The 20,474-nt window shown below is 71.0% G+C and carries 16 protein-coding genes; 13 read left to right on the forward strand and 3 right to left on the reverse strand.

All coding sequences use genetic code 11. The annotated features are described in order from the left end of the window. Positions 1–117 precede the first annotated feature (117 nt). Positions 118–1,764 carry an MFS transporter gene (locus ACFQ7C_RS05650; protein WP_378898538.1) on the reverse strand — a complete coding sequence of 549 codons (1,647 nt, stop codon included), beginning with the start codon at positions 1,762–1,764 and terminating at the stop codon, positions 118–120. Positions 1,765–1,837: 73 nt separating this feature from the next. On the opposite strand from ACFQ7C_RS05650, the gene ACFQ7C_RS05655 reads away from it, so the two are divergent. Further along, positions 1,838–2,515 carry a DNA-3-methyladenine glycosylase gene (locus ACFQ7C_RS05655; protein WP_378898539.1) on the forward strand — a complete coding sequence of 226 codons (678 nt, stop codon included), beginning with the start codon at positions 1,838–1,840 and terminating at the stop codon, positions 2,513–2,515. Here the strand turns inward: ACFQ7C_RS05655 and ACFQ7C_RS05660 are convergent. Further along, on the reverse strand, positions 2,499–7,709 hold the full coding sequence (locus ACFQ7C_RS05660; RefSeq protein ID WP_378898540.1) for an SCO7613 C-terminal domain-containing membrane protein: 5,211 nt from the start codon (positions 7,707–7,709) through the stop codon (positions 2,499–2,501). The genes ACFQ7C_RS05655 and ACFQ7C_RS05660 overlap by 17 nt on opposite strands. A gap of 376 nt (positions 7,710–8,085) precedes the next feature. Between ACFQ7C_RS05660 and rpmB the strand changes: the two genes are divergently transcribed. The 9 genes from rpmB (at position 8,086) to ACFQ7C_RS05705 (ending at position 16,017) form a co-directional block, all read left to right on the forward strand. Further along, complete coding sequence (gene rpmB / locus ACFQ7C_RS05665) at positions 8,086–8,322, forward strand: 50S ribosomal protein L28 (protein ID WP_013584774.1); 237 nt, start codon at positions 8,086–8,088, stop codon at positions 8,320–8,322. Continuing rightward, positions 8,322–8,492, forward strand: a complete 171-nt coding sequence (rpmG, locus tag ACFQ7C_RS05670; protein ID WP_018173550.1) for a 50S ribosomal protein L33 — start codon at positions 8,322–8,324, stop codon at positions 8,490–8,492. Before rpmB ends, rpmG begins: the two co-directional genes overlap by 1 nt. 3 nt (positions 8,493–8,495) lie before the next feature. After that, complete coding sequence (rpsN, locus tag ACFQ7C_RS05675; RefSeq protein WP_018173549.1) at positions 8,496–8,801, forward strand: 30S ribosomal protein S14; 306 nt, start codon at positions 8,496–8,498, stop codon at positions 8,799–8,801. Positions 8,802–8,953: 152 nt separating this feature from the next. After that, positions 8,954–10,480, forward strand: a complete 1,527-nt coding sequence (locus tag ACFQ7C_RS05680) for an alpha-N-arabinofuranosidase (protein ID WP_378898541.1) — start codon at positions 8,954–8,956, stop codon at positions 10,478–10,480. 36 nt (positions 10,481–10,516) lie between these two features. Beyond that, positions 10,517–11,518 (forward strand): LacI family DNA-binding transcriptional regulator, encoded by a 1,002-nt coding sequence (locus tag ACFQ7C_RS05685; protein ID WP_378898542.1) that lies wholly within the window; start codon positions 10,517–10,519, stop codon positions 11,516–11,518. Positions 11,519–11,607: 89 nt separating this feature from the next. Continuing rightward, complete coding sequence (locus tag ACFQ7C_RS05690; RefSeq protein WP_378898543.1) at positions 11,608–12,594, forward strand: carbohydrate ABC transporter permease; 987 nt, start codon at positions 11,608–11,610, stop codon at positions 12,592–12,594. After that, entirely contained in the window at positions 12,591–13,472 is an 882-nt protein-coding gene (locus ACFQ7C_RS05695; RefSeq protein ID WP_378898544.1) for a carbohydrate ABC transporter permease, read from the forward strand. The genes ACFQ7C_RS05690 and ACFQ7C_RS05695 overlap by 4 nt, the downstream gene beginning before the upstream one ends. Positions 13,473–13,548: 76 nt before the next feature. Further along, positions 13,549–14,811, forward strand: coding sequence for an ABC transporter substrate-binding protein (locus ACFQ7C_RS05700; protein WP_378898545.1), 1,263 nt, complete (start codon positions 13,549–13,551; stop codon positions 14,809–14,811). A 96-nt stretch (positions 14,812–14,907) separates the two neighbouring features. Next, a complete protein-coding gene (locus ACFQ7C_RS05705) occupies positions 14,908–16,017 on the forward strand; it encodes an alpha/beta hydrolase (RefSeq protein ID WP_378898546.1) in 1,110 nt (369 codons plus the stop codon). Between the two features lie 164 nt (positions 16,018–16,181). On the opposite strand, the gene ACFQ7C_RS05710 is transcribed toward ACFQ7C_RS05705, so the two are convergent. After that, positions 16,182–17,036 (reverse strand): alpha/beta hydrolase, encoded by an 855-nt coding sequence (locus tag ACFQ7C_RS05710; protein WP_378898547.1) that lies wholly within the window; start codon positions 17,034–17,036, stop codon positions 16,182–16,184. 223 nt (positions 17,037–17,259) lie between these two features. Between ACFQ7C_RS05710 and ACFQ7C_RS05715 the strand changes: the two genes are divergently transcribed. The 3 genes from ACFQ7C_RS05715 (at position 17,260) to ACFQ7C_RS05725 (ending at position 20,471) form a co-directional block, all read left to right on the forward strand. Beyond that, positions 17,260–17,853, forward strand: coding sequence for a TetR/AcrR family transcriptional regulator (locus ACFQ7C_RS05715; protein WP_378898548.1), 594 nt, complete (start codon positions 17,260–17,262; stop codon positions 17,851–17,853). Between the two features lie 211 nt (positions 17,854–18,064). Then, complete coding sequence (locus tag ACFQ7C_RS05720; RefSeq protein ID WP_045301792.1) at positions 18,065–18,352, forward strand: HU family DNA-binding protein; 288 nt, start codon at positions 18,065–18,067, stop codon at positions 18,350–18,352. A 139-nt stretch (positions 18,353–18,491) separates the two neighbouring features. Next, entirely contained in the window at positions 18,492–20,471 is a 1,980-nt protein-coding gene (locus tag ACFQ7C_RS05725; protein ID WP_378898549.1) for a cytochrome c oxidase assembly protein, read from the forward strand. Positions 20,472–20,474: the final 3 nt, after the last annotated feature.

Raw genomic sequence — 20,474 nt, forward strand, 5'->3', positions numbered from 1 at the left:
GTGAGGACGCAGCATCCGTTACATGTCCTGGACTGAGGACGAGAGCCGAGATGCGGACGGTGCGCACCGGGTCGATCCGCATCTCGGCGCAGATCCTCAGCTGAGGACGCGAGCAGCTCAGGAGGAGCGGGCGGATGCGGCGTCCTCGGCATCCTCTTCGGTCTTGCGCGCAGCGGGCTCGGGCAGCTTCGAGGGCAGACCGCTCGACAGCAGGAGCCCGAGCACTGTGAGGGCGAACACGAAGAACAGCGACTGGCGGAGCGACTCGACCTGCGTGTCGGCGTAGAGCTGCGCGATCTCGGTCGCCGAGGCCGGGTCGGCTCCGGCATCCGTCAAGAGGTCTTCGGCCTGCTGCTGGGAGATGATCGGCGCGCCCTTCGACGCTGTGGCGACGACCTGCTGCTGGATGTCGGCGGGGATCGTCGTGCTCTGCTCGACCGCCGTGCTGAAGCCCGAGGTGAGCAGCAGGACGAACACCGACCCGACGATCGCCGTGCCGAACGACGAGCCGAGGTTCTGGAATGTGCCCTGGAGGCCGCCGACCTCGGAGGTGTCGGACTGCTCGACGGCCGACATGTTGACGTTGCCCAGCTGCGAGGCCAGCAGGCCGAAGCCGGCGCCGACCACGAACATGCCCGCCGCGAACGCGAAGTCGGCGAGCTCGGGCTGCACCGCGAGGAACACGATCAGCACCCCGAGGCCGAGCGTGAGCTGCCCGATCCGGCCGATGTTCTGGGCGGACCGCACCGTCGACAGCCGCGACCCGAGGATCGAGAAGAGGATGAGCCCGACCGACAGCGGGAGGATCTTCAGGCCCGTCTGCAGCGCGTCGTAGCCGAGGATCGTCTGCAGGTACACCGGCACCACGAAGAACAGCGCGGCGATCGCGAAGTACTGCGCCATGAACATCGTGAGGCCGCTGCGCAGCGCCGTGATGCGCAGCAGACTGACCTTCAGCAGCGGCACGCGCCCCGTGCGCTCGAGGCGCTGCTGCCGCTTCACGAACAGCCACAGCACCACGACCGACAGCAGGATCAGGTACGCGACGGGCGAGATGCCGAGCGGCGCGAACGGCTGGCCGTTGATCACCGGCGGGTCCAGCGGCTGGAACCACCCCCACGTCTTGGACTGCAGGATGCCGTACACGCCCAGACCCAGGCCGAGGGCCGACAGCACGACGCTCAGCAGGTCGATGCGGAGGGTGCGGTCGCCCGGCACGTCCTTGATGCGCCCCGACACGATGAGCACGAGGGTCATGACGACCGCCTCAGCGACGAAGACGTACCGCCACGACGAGTACGTGGTGACGAGACCGCCGATGAGCGGGCCGGCGGCGGCCGCTCCGCCGGTGACCGCGCCGAGCACCGCGAAGGCGACAACTCGCTCGCGGCCGGTGTAGTTGATGGCGGCCAGGGCTGCGATCGCCGGGATGACGAGCACCGCGCCGAGGCCCTCGACGAGGGACCAGCCGAGCATGAGGACCGTCAGGTTCGGGGCGAGTGCGGTGGTCAGTGAGCCGATGCCGTAGACGACCGACCCTATACGGAAGGCCATGCTGCGGCCCCAGCGGTCGCCGAGCTTGCCGCCGGTGAGCATGAACGCCGCCATCGTCAGTGCATAGAACGTGATGGCGGCCTGCATGCCCGAGATATCGGTGCCGAGGTCATGCGCGACGGTCGAGATCGAGACGTTCATCACTGTGCTGTCGAGCACCATGATGAACTGCGAGACGCTCAGCAGGATGAGCACGAACCATTTCCCCATGCGCGAACAGTAGCGCTCGCCGCGGCGGCCCGACGCGCGATCCGGAGTCGGCGCGCGGACGTAGACTCGGCGCATGGCGCGGGACCTCTGGCGTAGGGCGACCCGAGCCGACCTGCGGGGCCTTCCGGCCGACGTGGCGCCGCGTCTGCTCGGCGCGCGCCTCACGACCGTGGTCGGCGGCGAGACCGTGGCCGTGCGGCTCACCGAGGTCGAGGCGTACCACGGCCGCGGCACCGGGCCCAGGCCCGATCCGGGCTCGCACGCGCGCATGGGGCCGACCGCGCGCAACGCCACGATGTGGGGTGAACCCGGCCACCTGTACGTCTACCTCAGCCACGGGATCCACTCCTGCGTGAACGTCGTGTGCGGTCCGGAGGGAGTCGCCGGCGGTGTGCTGCTGCGCGCCGGGAGGGTGCTGGAGGGGACGGATGCTGCGACCCGCCGTCGACCGGCGGCCCGCACACCGCGCGACCTGGCCCGCGGACCGGGCCGGTTCGGCGACGCGGTGGGGCTGCGGCATCCGGTGCACGACGGCATCGACGCGATCACCGGTGCGCCCCTGCACGGGGCCGTGGCCCGGCTCGAGCTGCTCGCCGACTCGCTCGCCGAGGTGGCGTCGGGGCCGCGTGTCGGGGTCGCAGGGGTCGCCGGCACCGCCGAGTTCCCGTGGCGCTACTGGATCCCCGGCGACGAGACCGTGTCGCCCTTCCGGTGGGGGCGCGGCGCGCGCGAGGTCAGCGAAGCGACGTGACCGCGGTGATCGCCGCGCGCAGCTGCTTCACCCGGCGCTCGTAGCGCGCCGCGATGAAGATCAGCACGGCGCCGCCGATCCCGAGCCACAGCCACCACGGAACGGCGACGTAGGACGTCGAGATCCACGGCCACAGCTGCGCCACGCCGTGGATGAGCACCACCGCCGAGCCGAGGACCAGCGGCGCCTGCAGCCTGAGGAAGGCTCCGGCGACCACCAGCCCGACCGCCACGACGCCGAGGGCCACGATGCGCCACAGCTCGGTGTCGCCGACGAAGTCGTAGACGAGCGAGGGCAGCAGCAGGAGGGCGAGCCAGGGGCCGAGCGACGGCCACGAGCGCGACCCGGGCCGTCGCACCAGCGTCCGCGATCCGTAGGCGATGCCGCCGAGCGCGGCGGGCACCGTGACGAGCTCGACGGGCTCGACGCCGAAGCCGAAGAAGGCGAGCAGACCGAAGGCAGCGGCGGTGACGACGGCGACGACGGCGAGTCCCGCTCCGAGTCGTCCGCGCCACACGGCTCCGACGTACGCCGCCGCGGAGAGCGCGGTCATGGCCACGGCGGTCCGCAGCTCGTCGAAGCCGACCGCCGCCGCGAGCAGATACGCCTCGGCCGCCGCGAACAGCACCGTGGCCACACTGAGCCCCGCGCCCGCCGACAGGGCCACCGGTCGCGACGGGGTGGCGCGCAGCGCCGCGAGGGCGATCGCCACGGCGATCCCGGCTCCGCCGACCACCCACAGGTCGGCTTCGAATCCCGCATCCCCCGCGACCGCGAGGAAGCGCACCCCGCAGCCCACCGCCGCGACGACGAGGCCGCCGACGGCCAGCACAGCGCCGAGCGCCGCCCAGCGCCGGAGCCCGAGCGCGGCCGCTCCCGCCACACCGGCGGCGCCCGCGATCGCCACGATCACCGTCACGGTGGCCGCGTCGTCCCCCGCGCGCAGCAGGGTCGTGGTCGCCAGTAGTGCCACGCCGACCGCGGCGAGGATCGCGGCCCGTCGTGCCTCGCCGAACGTCACGGCGGTCGCGGTCAGGACCACCGCCACGACCACGGCGCCCGCGGCTGCGGTGATCGCCGCCGCGTCGCCGAGGTCGAACCAGGGATCGATCAGCACCCGAGCGCCCATCGCGAGCGCCGCCGCGGAGAGGATCAGCGACGACGGGACCCGCACGCGCCACGCATCGGGGATCGGGGTCAGAGCGATCGCGGCCGCGGTGATCAGGGAGATGCCGATGAGCAGCCACACGCGTGCGGGCTCGGCGGGTCCGAGCAGGCTCGGCAGCGTGGCCAGGACGAGTGCCCCGCCCCACACGAACTCCTCGCCGGCCGGCCAGGCCGCTCCGGTGCGGCGCCGCCGCAGCACGGCGAGCACCGCGCCGGCACCGCACGCGGCGGCGATCGGCAGGGTGGCGAACTCGACCTCGCGGGTGCCGCCGACGATCACCGACCAGGCTGCGATCGCGACGGCGCCGGCGAGGGCGGTCCAGCGGGTCGCTCGCGCGAACGGGGGCACGCCGATCGCGGCCGCGGCGAGGTGTGCCGCGATGAGCAGGGCGAGGGCCGCCGCCACGACCCACCCGTGATCCACGGCGCCGAGCGACAGCAGGGCGGCGACCGAGAGGGCGATCGGAGGCACCGCCACCGCGTAGCCGCGCGACGACGCCCGTTCCGGCCGAGCACCGGCGATCCCGAGACCAGAGGCGTAGGCGACGCCCGCGAAGAGCACGAGCCAGGCCGTCGGCCACGGCCAGGCCTCCGCCGGCCACGCCGTCAGCAGATCGGCGGCTGCGAGCCCGAGCGCTGCGAGGGCGGCCGTCGCGCCCACGACGGACGGGGGACGGATGCTGCGCACCGGCGTCAGCGAGAACGCCAGGCACACGGCCGCGGCGACGAGAGCGACCACCGTGCCGTGGACCGGCTCGTCGACCGCGGACTGCACGCCGATCAGGCCCAGCGGCCACCAGTCTGCGAGGGCGGGCCACACGAGCCCGACTGTCAGCGCCGCCGCGACCGCGACGCTCGCCTCGCCGCGGCGCCGCAATCGCACCAGCACGGCGGCGAATCCCATCACGACGACCGTCACCGGCACCGCGTACGACTCGAGGGTGAAGTCGACCCCCGGCGTGCCCGCGCCGAGCCATGCCCACCACGCAGCGCACGCGGCGGCGACGGCCGGCCAGACGAGAAGACGGCGCGGGGCCGCGCCCAGCGCGGCGCCGGCCCGGCGGGTGGCGAAGCGGTCGTCGGCGGGGTCGGCCGCTGCGGCGGCGACCCAGCCGCGGGTGACGGATGCTGCCGCGCACGCGATCGCCACCAGCACGAGCAGAGCCCACTCGAGGTCCGGCGCGATTCCCCACACGACGCACAGTCCGGTGAGGAGAGCGCCGAGGTCGGCGGCCGTGCGTGCGCGGGCGGGAGCCAGAGGCGTCGGGGATGCGTCGACCGCGGCAAGGGCGGCCGGCGGAGCCCCGGTGGTCGTCTCGACAGGGCCGGACGGCGCCTGGGTCCGAGGATCGGGGCCGTTTCGCAGGCCGGGAACGGCCGCGGTCACGACGATCACGAGCACCGGCCCGGCCGCGAGGACGAGCGCCGCCCATCCCGCGTCGCTCGCACCTGCCATGTCGAGCGCGGCGTGGGCGAGGGCGGCGACGGCGGGCGCCGCGAGCAGAGCCGCGCCGGCGACGGCGTGGCCGCGCAGGCGCGTGAGTCCGAGGGCGATGAGCCCGAGCAGGCCGAGGAGGGCGATGCCGCGAGCGAGGGCGAGCAGCGGCTCGCCGATCGCGGCGACGGTGGCGACGGTGGCGGCATCCGTGGCGATGTCGTCGGCTCCGGCGATCAGGGTCCAGACCAGGGTGACGGCGGTGAGCGCGTACCCGACGACTGCGAGGGCGACTCGGCTGGCTCCATCCATCCGCGCGAACGCGGCGACGGCGAGGGTCGCGAGGGCGACCCACTGCAGTAGGACCAAAGTCACCGCCGGTCCCGAGCCGGTCACACCCGCCGCGGCCCCGAGCGCTGCGGGAGCGATGATCGCCGCGACGACTCCGACCGCCACGGGCGCCAGGGCGAGCACGACGGCGAGCGGTCCGGCCGCACGACGCACGGCGCGCAGCACCACGGGGTAGGCGGCGGCGACGGCGACTCCCACGAGCCACAGCCAGGGCACGGCCGTCCCCGCGATGAACGCGGTGACGGCGGCGACGGCGCCGGCCGCGCTCGAGCCCTCGAGCGAGCGCGCGCGGCCGAAGCCGACGTGCGAACGATCGAGCACCGGCGCAGCGACCGCGGCGGGGGGCGCCGCACCCGGCGCTGCGCCGTCGGCGAGCGAACGGGCCCGAGTCGCCGACGCGCGACTCGCCCCGACGACGGCCGCGACGGCGATGAGGAGTGCCATGCCCACGAGCACCGCCGGCACCGCCGTGCGCGCGGCAGCCGTCAGCAGCAGCACCGCGACCACGACCGCGCGGACATCGCAGAGCGTCCGCCGCCGGAGCGTCGGCGCGGCGAACATCAGCCCGCCGATCGCGACCGCCGCCGCCACGGCGATGAGGGGCGCCTCGGGTGCCGACGCGGGGAGGGTGAAGGCATCCGTGTGCCACAGCGTCCATCCCGCAGCGATGGCGGCCTGCGCGTCCCGCAGCCACAGCCCCGTCGTCGCCAGGATAGACACCGTGCCGATGACCGCGGCGGTGACCGCGGCCGGGAGCAGCATGTGGCGCGCGCGACCGCTGCGCATCAGATCCAGCGCCACGGCGACGGCTGTCGCGAGCACCGGAGCGACGAGAACCAGCAAAACCGGCTCGTCGACGATGCGGAACGCGAGCTGCCAGCCCGTGAGGCCGACGGTCGCCGTCGCGAGGCTCGAGGCCACGCCCGAGACGACGCGGGCGCCGGGCAGGGGCTCCACGCCGGCGCGCGGACGCACGACCCACGTGTGCGCGGCACCGAGCACGGCGACGGAGGCGCTCGACCACACCATGACCGGTGCGGCATCGCCGGTCGCGACCGCGGCGGTCACCGCCGCGCCGACGAGCGCGCCGACGCCCGACAGCGCCAGAACGAGGCGCTCCGGGACACCTGCCGCGCCGCTCCGGGCCGCCGACCAGGGCGCCGGCAGCGCGTGCGCGAGGCCTCCCGCGGCGGCGCCGAGGAATCCCGCCGTCACCGCCTCAGCGGGCGGAAGATCGACGAAGCCGCCCACGAGGAACGCGATCCCCGCCGGCAGGGCGAGCGAGGCTGCGAGGTCAGGACCGCGCAGTCCCGAGACCCGTGCCCAGACGCGGCAGGCCACGGCGACGACGAGCGCCGAGATGCCGGTGTACACGGCCGCGTCGGTCGACCCCGTGCCGAAGAGGTCGTTCGCTCTCACCGCCCAGGCGTCCAGAGCCAGGAACCCGACGCCCAGCGCCCCGATCCCTTCCGCGGTGGCGCCGAGGTCGCGACGCCGCAGCCACGACGCGAGGACGATCGTGGTCAGGGTGATGCCGCCGATGATGAGGGCGCGCACCTCGATCCCGGCGACGAACCACGCCAGCAGCAGGAAGAACACCGCCGCGACCCCCACGAGCGCGACCCCGACGATCAGCAGCAGCACGGGGACGGTGAGACGGCGGCGGGGTGCGGATGCCGTCACCGCGACGGGCGTCGAGGGTCCGTCGCCTCCGGGCGACGGCGCGGAGGGCAGCGGCGCGGCCGGCGCGGTCGGTGCGGTGGACGCGAAGTCCGTCGTGGACTCGGACGAGATCATCGGATCGAGCGCCGCGGTGGAGGCGGACGCAGCGTCCGCGGGTCCGGCGACCGTGGCTTCGGAGCCCGTCACCACGGCCGACCGGCTGAGCACGTCTTCAGCCGGGGCCACGTGCACGGCGGCCCGGGGGTCGAGGGCGGCCTCCGCCGCGACGAGCTCGGGCGACGGCGCGAGCGTGATGGCGGCAGCATCCGTCTCGGCGACCGCTGCCGTCGCGTAGGCCAGGCGGATCTTGTCCATCAGCTGCTGGCGCGACAGCTCGAGCGTCAGCATCTGGCGACCGATCTCGAGTACGCGCGGCGCGCGCGGGTCGCTCAGGGCGAAGCCGCACGAGGGGCACACGGGTGCCGAGACGAGGGCGAAGCACGACGGGCACCGGTGCGCGTCGGCGAGGTCGAAGGGAGACGCAGGCCACAGGCGGGCGTCGTCGTGCGATTCGGTCATGTCCAGCCCCTCTCCCGGATTGACGAACATGGTCCACCCGGATCGGCCGCGTGCGCGGGAATTTGTAGACACACACAGGGGTCTCGGCCGTGCGGGCGGGCCGGCTTGGACCACCTCTCAGGAGAGATTCCTGCCCCGGAATATAGCGGCGGGCCCGCGGATCGCGCGTCGGAACGCCGTGAGGACCTCGAACCCGGCCCGCGTCAAGTGCGACACGCCGTCCGTGCTAGACTGACTCTTCGTCTGCGCGCACTCCAGCACGCAGTACGTATCCCACTCCAGATCGCGGGCCTTCATCGGCCGGGTCGGGCGCGGGGTGCAGACAAGGGATCTTGGGTGGGGCCGTCCGGCCTCACGGTACTAAGGAGACATCACTATGGCAGCAGTGTGCCAGGTGACTGGAGCAGTTCCCGGCTTCGGTCACAACATCTCGCACTCGCACCGCCGGACGAAGCGCCGCTTCGACCCGAACGTGCAGAAGAAGACCTACTTCGTTCCGTCGCTGGGTCGCAACATCAAGCTCAACGTCTCGGCCAAGGGCATCAAGGTCATCGACGCTCGCGGCATCGAGGCGGTCGTGCGTGACCTCCAGGCGAAGGGTGTGAAGCTCTAATGGCCAAGAAGGCACAGGACGTCCGTCCGATCATCAAGCTGCGTTCGACCGCCGGCACGGGGTACACCTACGTCACGCGCAAGAACCGCCGCAACAACCCCGACCGCATCGTGCTCAAGAAGTACGACCCGGTCATCCGCAAGCACGTCGATTTCCGAGAGGAGCGTTGATCCATGGCTAAGAAGAGCAAGATCGCGCGCAACAAGCAGCGCCAGGAGGTCGTCGACCGCTACGCCGCCAAGCGCCTTGAGCTGAAGAAGGCGCTCGTTTCGCCGACGTCGACCGACGAGGAGCGCGAGGCCGCTCGCGTGGGCCTGCAGAAGCTGCCCCGCAACGCGTCGCCGGTCCGCCTGCGTTCGCGCGACGTCATCGACGGCCGCCCCCGCGGTGTCCTCACGAAGTTCGGCATCTCGCGTGTCCGCTTCCGTGACATGGCGCACCGCGGCGAGCTGCCCGGCGTGACCAAGTCGAGCTGGTGAGACTTCGACAGGCTCAGTGACCGCTGAGCCCGTCCAGAAAGGCCCGGAGTTCCTCGGAACTCCGGGCCTTCTGCATTTCCGCTCGACATCGGCGCTGGCGATGTGTATCGTTACAAATCGCTTCGCCACCCGACGTTTCGAAGGAGAAACCCGTGCCCGACCTCCGCGCCCGCGCCGTCGTCGACCTGGACGTCCCCGGTCCGGTCATCAGCCGCCACCTCTACGGCCACTTCGCCGAGCACCTGGGGCGCTGCATCTACGGCGGCTTTTACGTCGGCGAGGACTCGTCGATCCCGCACGAGCGCGGCATCCGCCTCGACGTGGTGGAGGCGCTGAAGGGCATCGGCATCCCCAACCTGCGCTGGCCGGGCGGCTGCTTCGCCGACGAGTACCACTGGCGCGACGGGATCGGCCCGAAGGAGTCGCGCCCGCGGATGGTGAACACCCACTGGGGCGACGTCGTCGAGAACAACCACTTCGGCACGCACGAGTTCATGGACTTGTGCGAGATGCTCGGCGCCGACGCGTACGTCAGTGGCAACGTCGGCTCGGGCAGCGTGCAGGAGATGAGCGACTGGGTCGAGTACCTCACCCGCGACGGCGACAGCCCGATGGCGAGCCTGCGCCGTGAGAACGGGCGCGACGAGCCGTGGAAGGTGCCGTTCTGGGGCATCGGCAACGAGGCCTGGGGTTGCGGCGGCAACTTCACCGCCCCGCAGTTCGCCTCCGAGGCGCGGCGCTATGCGACCTTCTGCCGCGACCACGGCGACAACAAGCTCTACCGCATCGCCGCCGGCGCGTCCGACGACGATGTGACCTGGACGACGGCGCTCATGGAGGCGCTCAACTGCCTGGGCTGCCAGCGCGACCCGAAGAACATCTTCCAGGCGATCTCGTTCCACTACTACACGCTCGCCGGCACGTGGGAGGACAAGGGCAGCGCGACGTCGTTCTCCACCGACGACTACTACGCGACGATGTCGAAGGCGCAGGACATCGACCGGATCATCGCGGCGCACTCCCGGATCATGGACGCGTACGACCCGGGCCGCAAGGTGGGGCTCGTGCTCGATGAGTGGGGCACGTGGTGGAACGTCGAGGAGGGCACCAACCCCGGCTTCCTGTATCAGCAGAACACGGTGCGCGACGCTCTCGTGGCCGCCGTCCACTTCGACGCGTTCCACCGCAACGCCGATCGTCTGGTGATGGCCAACATCGCCCAGACGGTCAACGTGCTGCAGGCGATGCTGCTGACGGACGCCGAGACCGGCGCGCTGGTGCTCACGCCGACGTATCACGTCTTCGAGATGAACCGGGGCCACCACGACGCGACTTCGCTCGCCGTCCACATCCTGGACGCCCCCGACGCCCGCGAGGCGGACGGGCGACCGCTGCAAATCGTGTCGGCATCGGCCAGCACCACAGGGTCGACGGCGCTGCTGTCGCTGAGCAACCTCGACGCCGAGGCATCCCTCACCATCGACGTCGACCTCCGCGGCCGTGCCGTGGCGGCCGCGACCGCCCGCGTGCTCACCGGCGATTCGGCCGCCGCGCACAACACGGCGGAGGTTCCGGATGCCGTCGCCCCGGTCGCGCTGGAGACCGAGCTCGTGGGCGGCACGCTGCGGGTCACCCTTCCGGCGCATTCGTTCGCGACGGTGTCGCTCGAGCTGGCCTGACGGCCGGGTCCGACGGCCCACGGATAGAGTTCAGCAATGGCCACCCTGCACGACGTCGCCAAGGCCGCCGGCGTCTCGCCGATGACCGTGTCGAACGTGCTCAACAAGCACCCGCATGTTCGGGCGGAGACGCGTGAGCGCGTCCTCAAGGCGATCGACGACCTCGGCTACCGCGTGAACGTCGCCGCGCGCAACCTGCGCGCGGGGCGGACCAACACGATCGGGTTCGCGGTGCCGGAGGTCGACCGACCGTACTTCGCCCAGCTCGCGGCACGCGTCATCGCGAAGGCCCACGACGCGGGGTACCGCGTGGTCATCGAGCAGACCGGCGCCGACCGCGAGAACGAGCTGTCGGCCATCGTCTCGTCGCGGACGCGCATGTACGACGGGCTCATCCTGTCGGCCGTCGGGCTCGGCTCCGCCGATCGCGACCTGCTGACGACCGACGTGCCGATGGTGATCCTGGGCGAGAGCGTCTTCGGCTCCCCGGTCGATCACATCGCGCTGCCCAACGAGGACGGCACGTACGCGGCGACGATGCACCTGATCGACCGGGGATGCCGGCGCATCGCGATGATCGAGGGCGATGACGTCAGCCGCCTCAGCGTCACGTCGCTGCGTCACGCGGGCTACCGCCGCGCCCTGGCCGAGCGCGGCATCGCGCCCGACCCGGCGCTCGTCGTCGAGCTGCACGAGCTGTCGTCCGAGGGCGGACGCCTGGCCGCGCACCGACTGGTGGACGGCGGCCGAGGCGTCGACGGCGTGGTGTGCATCACCGACACCGTCGCGCTCGGCGTCATCCGCGGACTCGTCGATCGCGGGGTCTCGGTCCCCGGCGACGTGCGGGTCGTCGGCTTCGACGACATCCTCGAGGCCCGCTACAGCGTGCCGAGCCTGACCACCATCGACCCCGATCACGAGGAGGTCGCCCGGCTCGCGGTGGACCTCCTGCTCGCACGCCTGGCGGACTCGCCGGAGTGGCAGCCCAAGGAGCACGTCACCGGGTTCCGGGTGGTCGCCCGTGAGTCGACCGGCTGAGCCCGGCATGAGGGTTCAGGACCGGCTCTAGACCGGTTGTAACGATACAGGTAGCATTCAGTCCACTTCCGCTGGTCGAAGGAGATCACGTGACACTCATCGAAGAGAGGCCCCAGACCGACACTCGGGTGCTGGTGACGGCGGGCAGGCGCATGTCGCGCTGGCTGCGTCAGCCGGTCGGCAGCCACGGCCCCGTCTACCGCGCCGATCGGGTGCGGATCAGCCTGTTCCTCGTCCCGATGATCATCGTGTTCATCGTCCTGTTCGCGATCCCGCTGGCGCAGTCGCTGTGGTGGAGCTTCACCGACTTCAACGGCTACTCGTCCGACGCCCAGTTCGTCGGGTTCCGCAACTACGCGAACGTCTTCACCGACCCGTCGATGCTGGCGGGCCTGAGCTTCACCATCCTGTTCACGCTCGCCACGACGATCATCATCACCGCGCTCGCGATCCCGCTCGCCGTGGTGCTCGACCGAGCCTTCTTCGGACGCAACGCGGTGCGCGCGATCTTCTTCTTCCCCGCGATCCCCTCGGTCGCGATCCTCGGACTGGTGTGGGGGTTCATCCTGAACCCGCTCGGGTCGGGGGCGCTCAATTCCCTGCTCATGTCGATCGCCGGCATCGGGCCGATCCCGTGGCTGTCCAACAGCACGCTCGCTCAGATCAGCGTGATCGCCGTGGCGGTCTGGACCTCGACCGGCTGGCACGCGATCCTCTACCTCGCCTACCTGCAGTCGATCCCCGGCGACTACTACGAGGTCGCACGGATCGACGGCGCGTCGGGGCTCCAGCGCTTCTTCTACATCACGCTCCCGCTGCTGCTGCCGGCGATGACGGTCAGCTGGCTGCTGCTCATGACCGGCGGGCTCAAGGTCTACGACCTGCCGATCACCCTCACCAAGGGCGGCCCCGGCTTCTCGACCTTCACGATCACCCAGACGATCATCCAGAACGGCGTCTCACAGGCCAAGTACGGCCAGGCGTCCGCGCTCGCGGTGATCTTCATGATCGCGGTCGGGGCGATCGTCGCGCTGCAGCTGTTCCTGTCCCGCCGCCTCGAGGGGAGGTTCTCATGAGCGTCCGCGAAGCCGCCGTGCCCGCAGCATCCGTCCCCGCCGTCAAGGTGCGCCGTCGCGAACGGGTGCTGTCGCGCCCCGGTGCGATCGTCACGAGCGTCGTCATGATCCCCCTCGCGGTGCTCGTGGGGCTGCCGTTCTACTACCTCGTGATCAACACGCTCAAGACGCAGGCCGAGACGACGGCGTCGCCGCTGGCGCTGCCGACCACCTTCAACCTCGACAACTACGTCCGCGTCTTCTCGGAAGTGCCGGTGGCCCAGGCGTTCCTCAACACGCTGTACGTCACGGTCGCGTCGATCCTGCTCATGCTGCTGATCGGCTCGATGGCGGCGTTCTCGGTCATCATGCGCACCTCGCGCCTCATGGTCGTGCTGCTCGTGATCGCCTTCCTCGTGCCGGGGCAGGTCACCCTCATCCCGCTGTACCGGCTGCTGAGCGATGCGCGGCTCGTCGACACGCTCGAGGGGCTCATCATCCTGTACTCGGCGGGAGCGGTGTTCTGCTACTTCCTCATTGTCGGCTACATGCGGACGCTCCCCGGCGAGGTCATCGAGGCCGCGCGCATCGACGGCGCGGGCCCGTGGCAGATCTACTGGCGGATCGCCCTCCCGCTCATCCGCCCGATCCTCGTGACGGTCGGCGTCTTCCAGACGATGTGGGTCTGGAACGACTTCCTGCTGCCGGTCGTGTTCATCAGCTCGACCGAGAAGCAGACCCTCGTCCTGCAGACCTACAAGGCGGTCGGCGAGTTCACGACCGACTGGCCGATGTTCCTGACGCTCAGCGTCATCGTCCTGATCCCGATGGTGATCTTCTTCATCGCGATGCAGCGCCACATCGTGCGCGGCCTCATCGCGGGAAGCGTCAAGGGCTGAGATGCACCGCTCGCACGGCGGTCCACGCGGATGCTTCCGCAACCTGTAACGATCCAAACAACCGAAAGGCACAGCAATGACGCATACCTTCCCCTCTGCTCGCGCGACCGTCCGGCTGGCCGCGGGCGCCGCCGCAGTCGCCACGGCCGTGGCGCTGGCCGGCTGCTCCGGCGCGCCCGCCGACGACAGGACCGTGCTCACCTTCTTCTCGTGGTCGAACGAGGAGACCATGACGCCCGTGATCGAGGCCTTCGAGGAGGAGAACCCCGACATCCGCATCGAGTTCTCGTCGGCGCCGCCGGTCGCCGAGTACATCTCCACGCTGCAGAACCGCCTCGGCTCCAACACCGCCGCCGATGTGTTCCTCATCGCCGCCGAGAACAAGACGAACCTCATCGAGGGAGGCTTCGTCGAGGACCTCAGCGACGAGCCGTTCATGGACGTCGCGTCGGAGTTCAACACGGCGACGTACGCGGGTCCCGACGGCGAGGCGTACGGGCTGTCGATCTCGTCGTGGGCATCGGGCATCCTCTACAACGAGGACATCCTCGCCGAGCACGGCTACGACGAGTTCCCCACCGACTGGGACTCCTTCGTCGAGATGCTCACCACGCTCAAGAGCGCCGGCGTCGTGCCGTTCCTCGAGTCGTGGCAGGGCTTCCCGACGTCGCTCGGCTCCGCCGTCGGCCTCGCGAACTACGAGCAGGGCGGCGACGTCGACGCGCAGATCTTCGCGGGCGAGTCGACCTTCGAGGACCTCTGGACCGACCCGCTCACCCCGTGGGACGAGCTGATCGCCGAGGGCGTGCTCAGCCCGGACATGGTCGGCCTCACCGGTGACCAGGTGCGTGACGAGTTCGTCGGCGGGCGCGTGGCGATGATCACGACCGGTCCGTGGGACGTCGGCACGATCCGTGAAGCCAACCCCGACATGAACTTCACCTTCGCCGGGGTGCCGCAGGAAGGCGGCGAGCCCTTCTTCACGGGCGCCGCCTCGCCGGGCTACGCGATCAACACCGCCGCGAAGGAGCCGGAGGCGGCGAAGACCTTCCTCGAGTTCCTGGCCAGCGAGGAGGGCGTGCGCATCTTCCAGGAGCAGACGAACGACATGACGACCACCTCGAACTACACCCCGACGATCGACGAGACGCTCGAGGTGCCGTTCCAGGCCCTGCTCGACGGCAAGTTCTACCTGCCGATGATCTCGTGGCCGAAGTACCAGGACGCGCTGTACACCGAGCTGGTCGCGCAGATCCAGCTCATGGCGCAGGGGCAGGCGACTCCGGCGGACGTCGGCGCGGCGCTCGACGCCAAGCTCGCCCAGGAGTCCGGCGAGTAGCGGACGGCTCGAGGGCCCGGGGTTCTTCGGAACCCCGGGCCCTCGGCATTGTCAAGCGCGGTGCATCGCGCGGCCGGCGAGCGAGAGGATGGGTGCATGCCGCTGGACCCGTTCTTCGAAGAGCGCCTGCGCGTGCACCGCAAGTACATGTTCGACCAGGCGATGGGCGCCGTGCGCACACGGCTGACCGCGCTCTGGCCGTTCAGCCGCGGGCCGGTGGTCCCCGCCGCGGCGCCGGCCGCTGCTGCGCCGGCCGCCGACGCGAAGGCGAAGCCGGCTGGGAAGGCGAAGGCCGCGCTCGGCCCGCACGCGCGGGCGCGGGCGCGCCACCGCCGCGCGGCGCTCGCGTGGGACCGCACCGAGCTGAGCACCGTCGGAACCCCCGGACCCGACGTGCGGATCACCGAGCACCAGGTCGCCGTCGCGGGGCTCCCGTCGGTGCGTGTGCGCATCTATCATCCGTCCGTGGCGGGCGACGCGCCGGTGCCCGCCGTGCTGGCGTTCTTCGGCGGGGCCTTCCGCATCGGGGGCATCGACTATCCGACGACGGATGCTGCCTACCGCCGTCGCTGCGTCGACGCCCACGTCGCGATCGCCGCCGTCGACTACGCCCTCGCGCCTGAGCACCGCTACCCCACACAGGTGGAGCAGGGGTACGCCGCGCTGGACTGGCTGTTCGCGTCGGCCGGCGAGGTCGGCGTGGACCCGAGTCGCATCGGCGTGCTGGGCATCTCGGCGGGCGGCAGCCTGGCCGCCGCGGTCACCCTCGTCAACCGCGACCGCGCGAGGCACCCGCTCGCTGTGCAGGTGCTCGAGGTGCCGGTCGTCGACCTCACCGGAGCCCACATGGACCTCGGCGCGATGCGCGCGCTGCGCATCCCCCGCTTCCTCACCGTGCGCGAACTGCGCTCGGTCGCCCGGACATACCTCGCCCGGCCGACCGATGCCCGCGAGCCTTACGCGTCGCCGCTGCGCGCCGCGTCACACGAGGACCTGCCGCCGGCGGTGATCCTCACCGCGGAGTACGACCCCCTCCGCGGCGACGGCGACGCCTACGGCGCCGCGCTGCGTCGCGCCGGGGTCGACGCGAGCGTCGTGCGCTACATGGGCGTGACGCACGACACCCCGATCTTCACGGGGGCACTGCCCGCGGCCCGCCGCTGGCACGACGACGTCGTCGCCGCGCTGCGGAGGCTGCACGCCTGACCTCACGCACCACGGCGCGGGAAAGGCCCGGGGTTCGAAGAACCCCGGGCCCCTGCGTCCCACCGCGGACACCGGCCGGGACACCACCCGACCACCGAACCACCAGACGGGCTGGGAGCTCGGCGGCCGGGTGCTGTCCCGCGGCGCGGGGGCGCAGCATCCGTCTACTGCGCAGCCTCCGTCTCGGGAGCCGCCTCCGTCTCGCGCACCTGGTGGGTGGTCGCCCACTGCAGGGCGTAGTCGGCGATCTCCTCCCAGCCGTCCTGGCTGACGAGGCGGTGGGTGCGGCCCGCGTACTCCTTGTACTCGACGATCGCGGGGCTGCCGGTCTTCTGGTACTTCTTCACGATGGCCTTCCCGATGGCCGGCGGCACGACGTGGTCGATCTCACCGGTGATGATGAGGAGCGGCGCGCGGTCGGTGCGGGCGTAGTCGACGTGGGTGACGCCGCCCTTCTCGTTGAGCACCGACGAGACGCCCTCGAAGAACACCTTGTTGTACGAGTTGACCGCGTACTCCTCCCAGAGCTTGTCGGACTCCTCACGCGGCAGGTCGTTGCCGAACGTGAAGTGGAAGTGGCGCTTGCTCAGCGGCTTCGCGCCGTTGATGCCGAACGGGTTCGAGAGGATCGGCGTGCCGGTCCAGAGGGTCGACAGCGGCAACGAGGTCACGCCGGCGGTCTGCCCGGGGGCGACGCCGACGTAGGCGACGCCGAGGCCGCGGTCGGCGAGCATCTGGGTGAGGACTCCCCCGAAGGAGTGGCCGATGATGATCGGCTTCTCGGGGAGCTGGCGGATGATGCGCTCGTAGTTGTCGGCGATCTGCTTGAGGCCGATGCCCTTGAGCGCCTCGGGGTTGTTGCGGATGTCTTCGACCGTGCGGTCGTCGATGCCGGGCCATCCCGGGACGATCACCTGGTGGCCGGCGGCCCGGAAGCGCTCCGCCCAGGTGTCCCAGCTCTTCGGGGTCATCCAGAGGCCGTGGATGAGGACGATGGGGGTCTTGGTCGTGGTGTTCATTTCCTGCTCCTTGCTCGGTGTTGCGGTGGTTTCGGCTGTGGTCTCAGGTTCCGGATCCTGGTGTGTCTCCGGCTGATGCATCCGATGGTAGACCGAACGTTCTATCTACGCAAGACTATTCCCAGAGAATCTTGAAAAGATTCCGGAGCACGATTCGCGCCACGCTTCGGAGCCGGTCAGGGGCCAGAAACGGTGGCACGATGGAAGGACCTGAGGGGGATCCATGAGCACCACCACTGCCGCGTCCGACGCGGCAACCCACCCGTCGCCCGCGCGCCAGCGCCTGCTGGAGGCCGCGACGCAGCTGTTCTACAACGAGGGCATCCACTCGGTCGGGGTCGACCGGATCATCGACGAAGCGGGCGTCACGCGCGCCACGATGTACAAGCAGTTCGCGGGCAAGGAGGGTCTCGTCCTCGCCTATCTCGAAGGCGAGGACCAGGGCCTCAGGGCGCTGTTCGCACAGGCGGCGCAGGCGTCGGACGACCCCGACGTGCTGCTCGATCTCGTGGTCTCCGGCATCGAGCAGGACATCCGCGACCGCCACACCCGCGGGTGCCCCTTCATCAACGCCGCCGCCGAGTACCCCGACGGGGGACCGGTGCGCGACCTCATCGCCGACCACCGCGAGTGGTTCCGCGAGACCCTGCGAAAGCTGGCCGAAGGGGCCGGGCTGCGCGATCCCGAGGGGGTCGCGGCATCCCTCGTCCTGCTGCGCGATGCGGCCCTCGTCGGCGGCTATCTCGACGGCCAGGACCGGGTCGGCCCGGCGTTCGCGCGCACCGCTCGCGACCTCATCGCGGCGCACAAGGGCTGAACGCTGTCGGCGTAATCGAGGCTCAGGAGTCACTTCCGTCACTCTTTTCACACGACACGCAGCCGTAATCGGCAGAAATCCGCAGAAATACGCGGATCTGTCGGCCAGGTCAGGTACATTCGGGACCGGTCGATAGGACCAGCCGGGGGGCGCAGCCATCCGGTCCGAGCAATGACAAGACGGCACTCGTCGTCTTTGGAGGACATACCAAATGGCCGACAAGACCATCACCAAGACCGAGCTCGTCGCGAGCATCGCGAGCGCGACCGGCCAGAGCCAGTCCGCCGTCTCTGGCGTGCTCGACTCCCTCTTCTCCACCGTCTCCGACGCGGTCGCCGCCGGCAGCAAGGTCTCGATCCCCGGCTGGATCGCCTTCGAGCAGGTCGCCACGTCGGCCCGCACGGGCCGTAACCCGCAGACCGGCGAGGAGATCAAGATCCCCGCGGGCAAGCGCGTCAAGGTCACCGCGGGCTCGAAGCTGAAGGCCGCCGTCAAGTAATCCCGACGAAGACCTCCGGAGAGGGGATGCCGCACTTCGCGGCATCCCCTCTCCTGCTCTGCGGGCGCGCTTCGACGAGCTCAGCGACCGGCACCTCTCCCGGTCGCTGAGCCTGTCGAAGCGAACGTAGGCTTGAGGGGTGAACCCCCGCGCCCTGCGGGCCGTCGGGCCCGTGATCCTCGTCGTGGCCGCGCTCGCGGTGATGGTGTGGGCGCTGGCGTTCGGCGGCGGCGCCGCGCCGCTCGCGATCGCGGACCCCGGACCGTTCGTGCGCTGGGGACTCCCGACGGCGAAGCTCCTGGTCAACCTCTCCGCGGCGGGCATGGTCGGCGTGCTGGTGACGGCGCTGTTCACGCTCCGGGCCGGCGACCGGGAATTCGACATCGCCCTCGACACCGCCTCGATCTCGGCCGCGGTGTTCACGATGGCCGCGGCCGCCACCGGGTTCCTCACCTTCGTCGACGCGTTCAACCCCGTCATCAGCATGGGTCCCGAGTTCGGCGCCCAGCTCGGCCGCTTCATCGTCGAGACCGAGGTCGGCCGCACGTGGCTCATCACCACGATCGCGGGCGCCGCGCTGACGGTGCTCACCTTCGCCGTGCGCTCGTGGACCGCGACCTTCTTCGTCGCGCTGCTGGCCGCAGCATCCCTCGTTCCGATGGGCACGCAGGGGCACTCCGGTGAGGAGGCGTTCCACCACGAGGCGATGACCGCGCTGATCCTGCACATCATCGCCGCCGCGGTGTGGCTCGGCGGGCTGCTGCTGATCGTGATCGTGCGGCCGCTGCAGTCCCCGGACGACAACGTCGCGACCGTCGCGCGCTACTCGAGCATCGCGCTCGCCGCCTTCGTCGTCGTGGCGGTGTCGGGCACGGTGCGCGCGGCGATCGGCCTGCAGGACTGGTCGGCGCTCGTCTCGCCATACGGCGTGATCCTCGGCGTGAAGGTGCTGGCGCTCATCGCACTCGGGCTCTTCGGCGCCTGGTACCGCACGCGCCTCATCGGGCGCATGCGCGATACGGATGCCGCCGCCCGCGCCTTCTGGACCCTCATCGCCTTCGAGCTCGTGCTGATGGGCGTCGCGAGCGGCGCCGCCGCGGCTCTCGCGCGCACGCCCCCGCCGGTGGCCCCGCTGATCCCGGCGACGCCCACGCCGGCGGAGCGCCTCACCGGTGCCCCCCTGCCGCCCGAGCTGACGATCGACCGCTGGTTCACGGCGTGGAACGTCGACCTGCTGTGGGCGGTGATCGCCGGCTTCGCGATCTTCTTCTATCTCGTGGGCGTGTGGCGCCTGCGCCGCCGCGGCGACGCGTGGCCGGTGTACCGCACGATCATGTGGGTCGTCGGCTGGCTGCTGCTGGTGTGGGTCACCGGGGGCGTCATCAACGTCTACCAGGACTACCTGTTCAGCATGCACATGGTCGGGCACATGCTGCTGACCATGGCGATCCCGCTGCTGCTCGTGCCGGGCGCGCCGATCACGCTCGCCGCGCGCGCGATCCACAAGCGCGACGACGGCACGCGCGGCGGCCGCGAGTGGCTGCTGTGGGCCGTGCACTCCCCGGTGGCCCGCGTGCTCACGAACCCGTTCGTCGCGGCCGGCCTCTTCATCGGCTCGCTCTGGGTCTTCTACTACACCGACCTGTTCCGCTGGTCGCTGTACGACCACCTCGGGCACGAGTGGATGATCGCGCACTTCCTCATCACGGGATACCTCTTCGTGATGAGCCTCATCGGCATCGACCCCGTGCCCTACCGCCTGCCGTACCCGGGCCGCCTGCTCCTGCTCATCGGCGTGATGGCGATGCACGCCTTCTTCGGCATCGCGATCATGATGCAGGAGGGCCTCATGATCGCCGAGTGGTTCGGCTCGATGGGCCGCACGTGGGGCGCGACGCCCCTCGAGGACCAGTACACCGGCGGCGGCATCGCGTGGTCGATCGGCGAGATCCCCACGCTCATCCTCGCGATCACGGTGGCGATCCAGTGGAGCCGCAGCGACGACCGCGAGACCAAGCGCCGCGACCGCCACGCGGACCGTACGGGGGACGCCGAGCTCGAGGCCTACAACGCCCGCCTGGCCGCGCTCGCCGAGCGCGACGCGCGCACCGGCGGCTGAGAC

Origin of the sequence: Microbacterium sp. NPDC056569, assembly GCF_042793475.1 — a bacterium.
In the GTDB taxonomy this organism is placed as follows: Bacteria; Actinomycetota; Actinomycetes; order Actinomycetales; family Microbacteriaceae; genus Microbacterium.

What these genes read in the sequence shown, in the direction of transcription:
- ACFQ7C_RS05660 (WP_378898540.1), bottom strand. Translation starts at nt 7,709, where the DNA reads ATGACCGAATCGCACGACGACGCCCGCCTGTGGCCTGCGTCTCCCTTC.
- ACFQ7C_RS05695 (WP_378898544.1), top strand. Translation starts at nt 12,591, where the DNA reads ATGAGCGTCCGCGAAGCCGCCGTGCCCGCAGCATCCGTCCCCGCCGTC.
- ACFQ7C_RS05710 (WP_378898547.1), bottom strand. Translation starts at nt 17,036, where the DNA reads ATGAACACCACGACCAAGACCCCCATCGTCCTCATCCACGGCCTCTGG.
- ACFQ7C_RS05650 (WP_378898538.1), bottom strand. Translation starts at nt 1,764, where the DNA reads ATGGGGAAATGGTTCGTGCTCATCCTGCTGAGCGTCTCGCAGTTCATC.
- ACFQ7C_RS05705 (WP_378898546.1), top strand. Translation starts at nt 14,908, where the DNA reads ATGCCGCTGGACCCGTTCTTCGAAGAGCGCCTGCGCGTGCACCGCAAG.
- rpsN (WP_018173549.1), top strand. Translation starts at nt 8,496, where the DNA reads ATGGCTAAGAAGAGCAAGATCGCGCGCAACAAGCAGCGCCAGGAGGTC.
- ACFQ7C_RS05700 (WP_378898545.1), top strand. Translation starts at nt 13,549, where the DNA reads ATGACGCATACCTTCCCCTCTGCTCGCGCGACCGTCCGGCTGGCCGCG.
- ACFQ7C_RS05655 (WP_378898539.1), top strand. Translation starts at nt 1,838, where the DNA reads ATGGCGCGGGACCTCTGGCGTAGGGCGACCCGAGCCGACCTGCGGGGC.
- rpmB (WP_013584774.1), top strand. Translation starts at nt 8,086, where the DNA reads ATGGCAGCAGTGTGCCAGGTGACTGGAGCAGTTCCCGGCTTCGGTCAC.
- rpmG (WP_018173550.1), top strand. Translation starts at nt 8,322, where the DNA reads ATGGCCAAGAAGGCACAGGACGTCCGTCCGATCATCAAGCTGCGTTCG.
- ACFQ7C_RS05685 (WP_378898542.1), top strand. Translation starts at nt 10,517, where the DNA reads ATGGCCACCCTGCACGACGTCGCCAAGGCCGCCGGCGTCTCGCCGATG.
- ACFQ7C_RS05715 (WP_378898548.1), top strand. Translation starts at nt 17,260, where the DNA reads ATGAGCACCACCACTGCCGCGTCCGACGCGGCAACCCACCCGTCGCCC.
- ACFQ7C_RS05720 (WP_045301792.1), top strand. Translation starts at nt 18,065, where the DNA reads ATGGCCGACAAGACCATCACCAAGACCGAGCTCGTCGCGAGCATCGCG.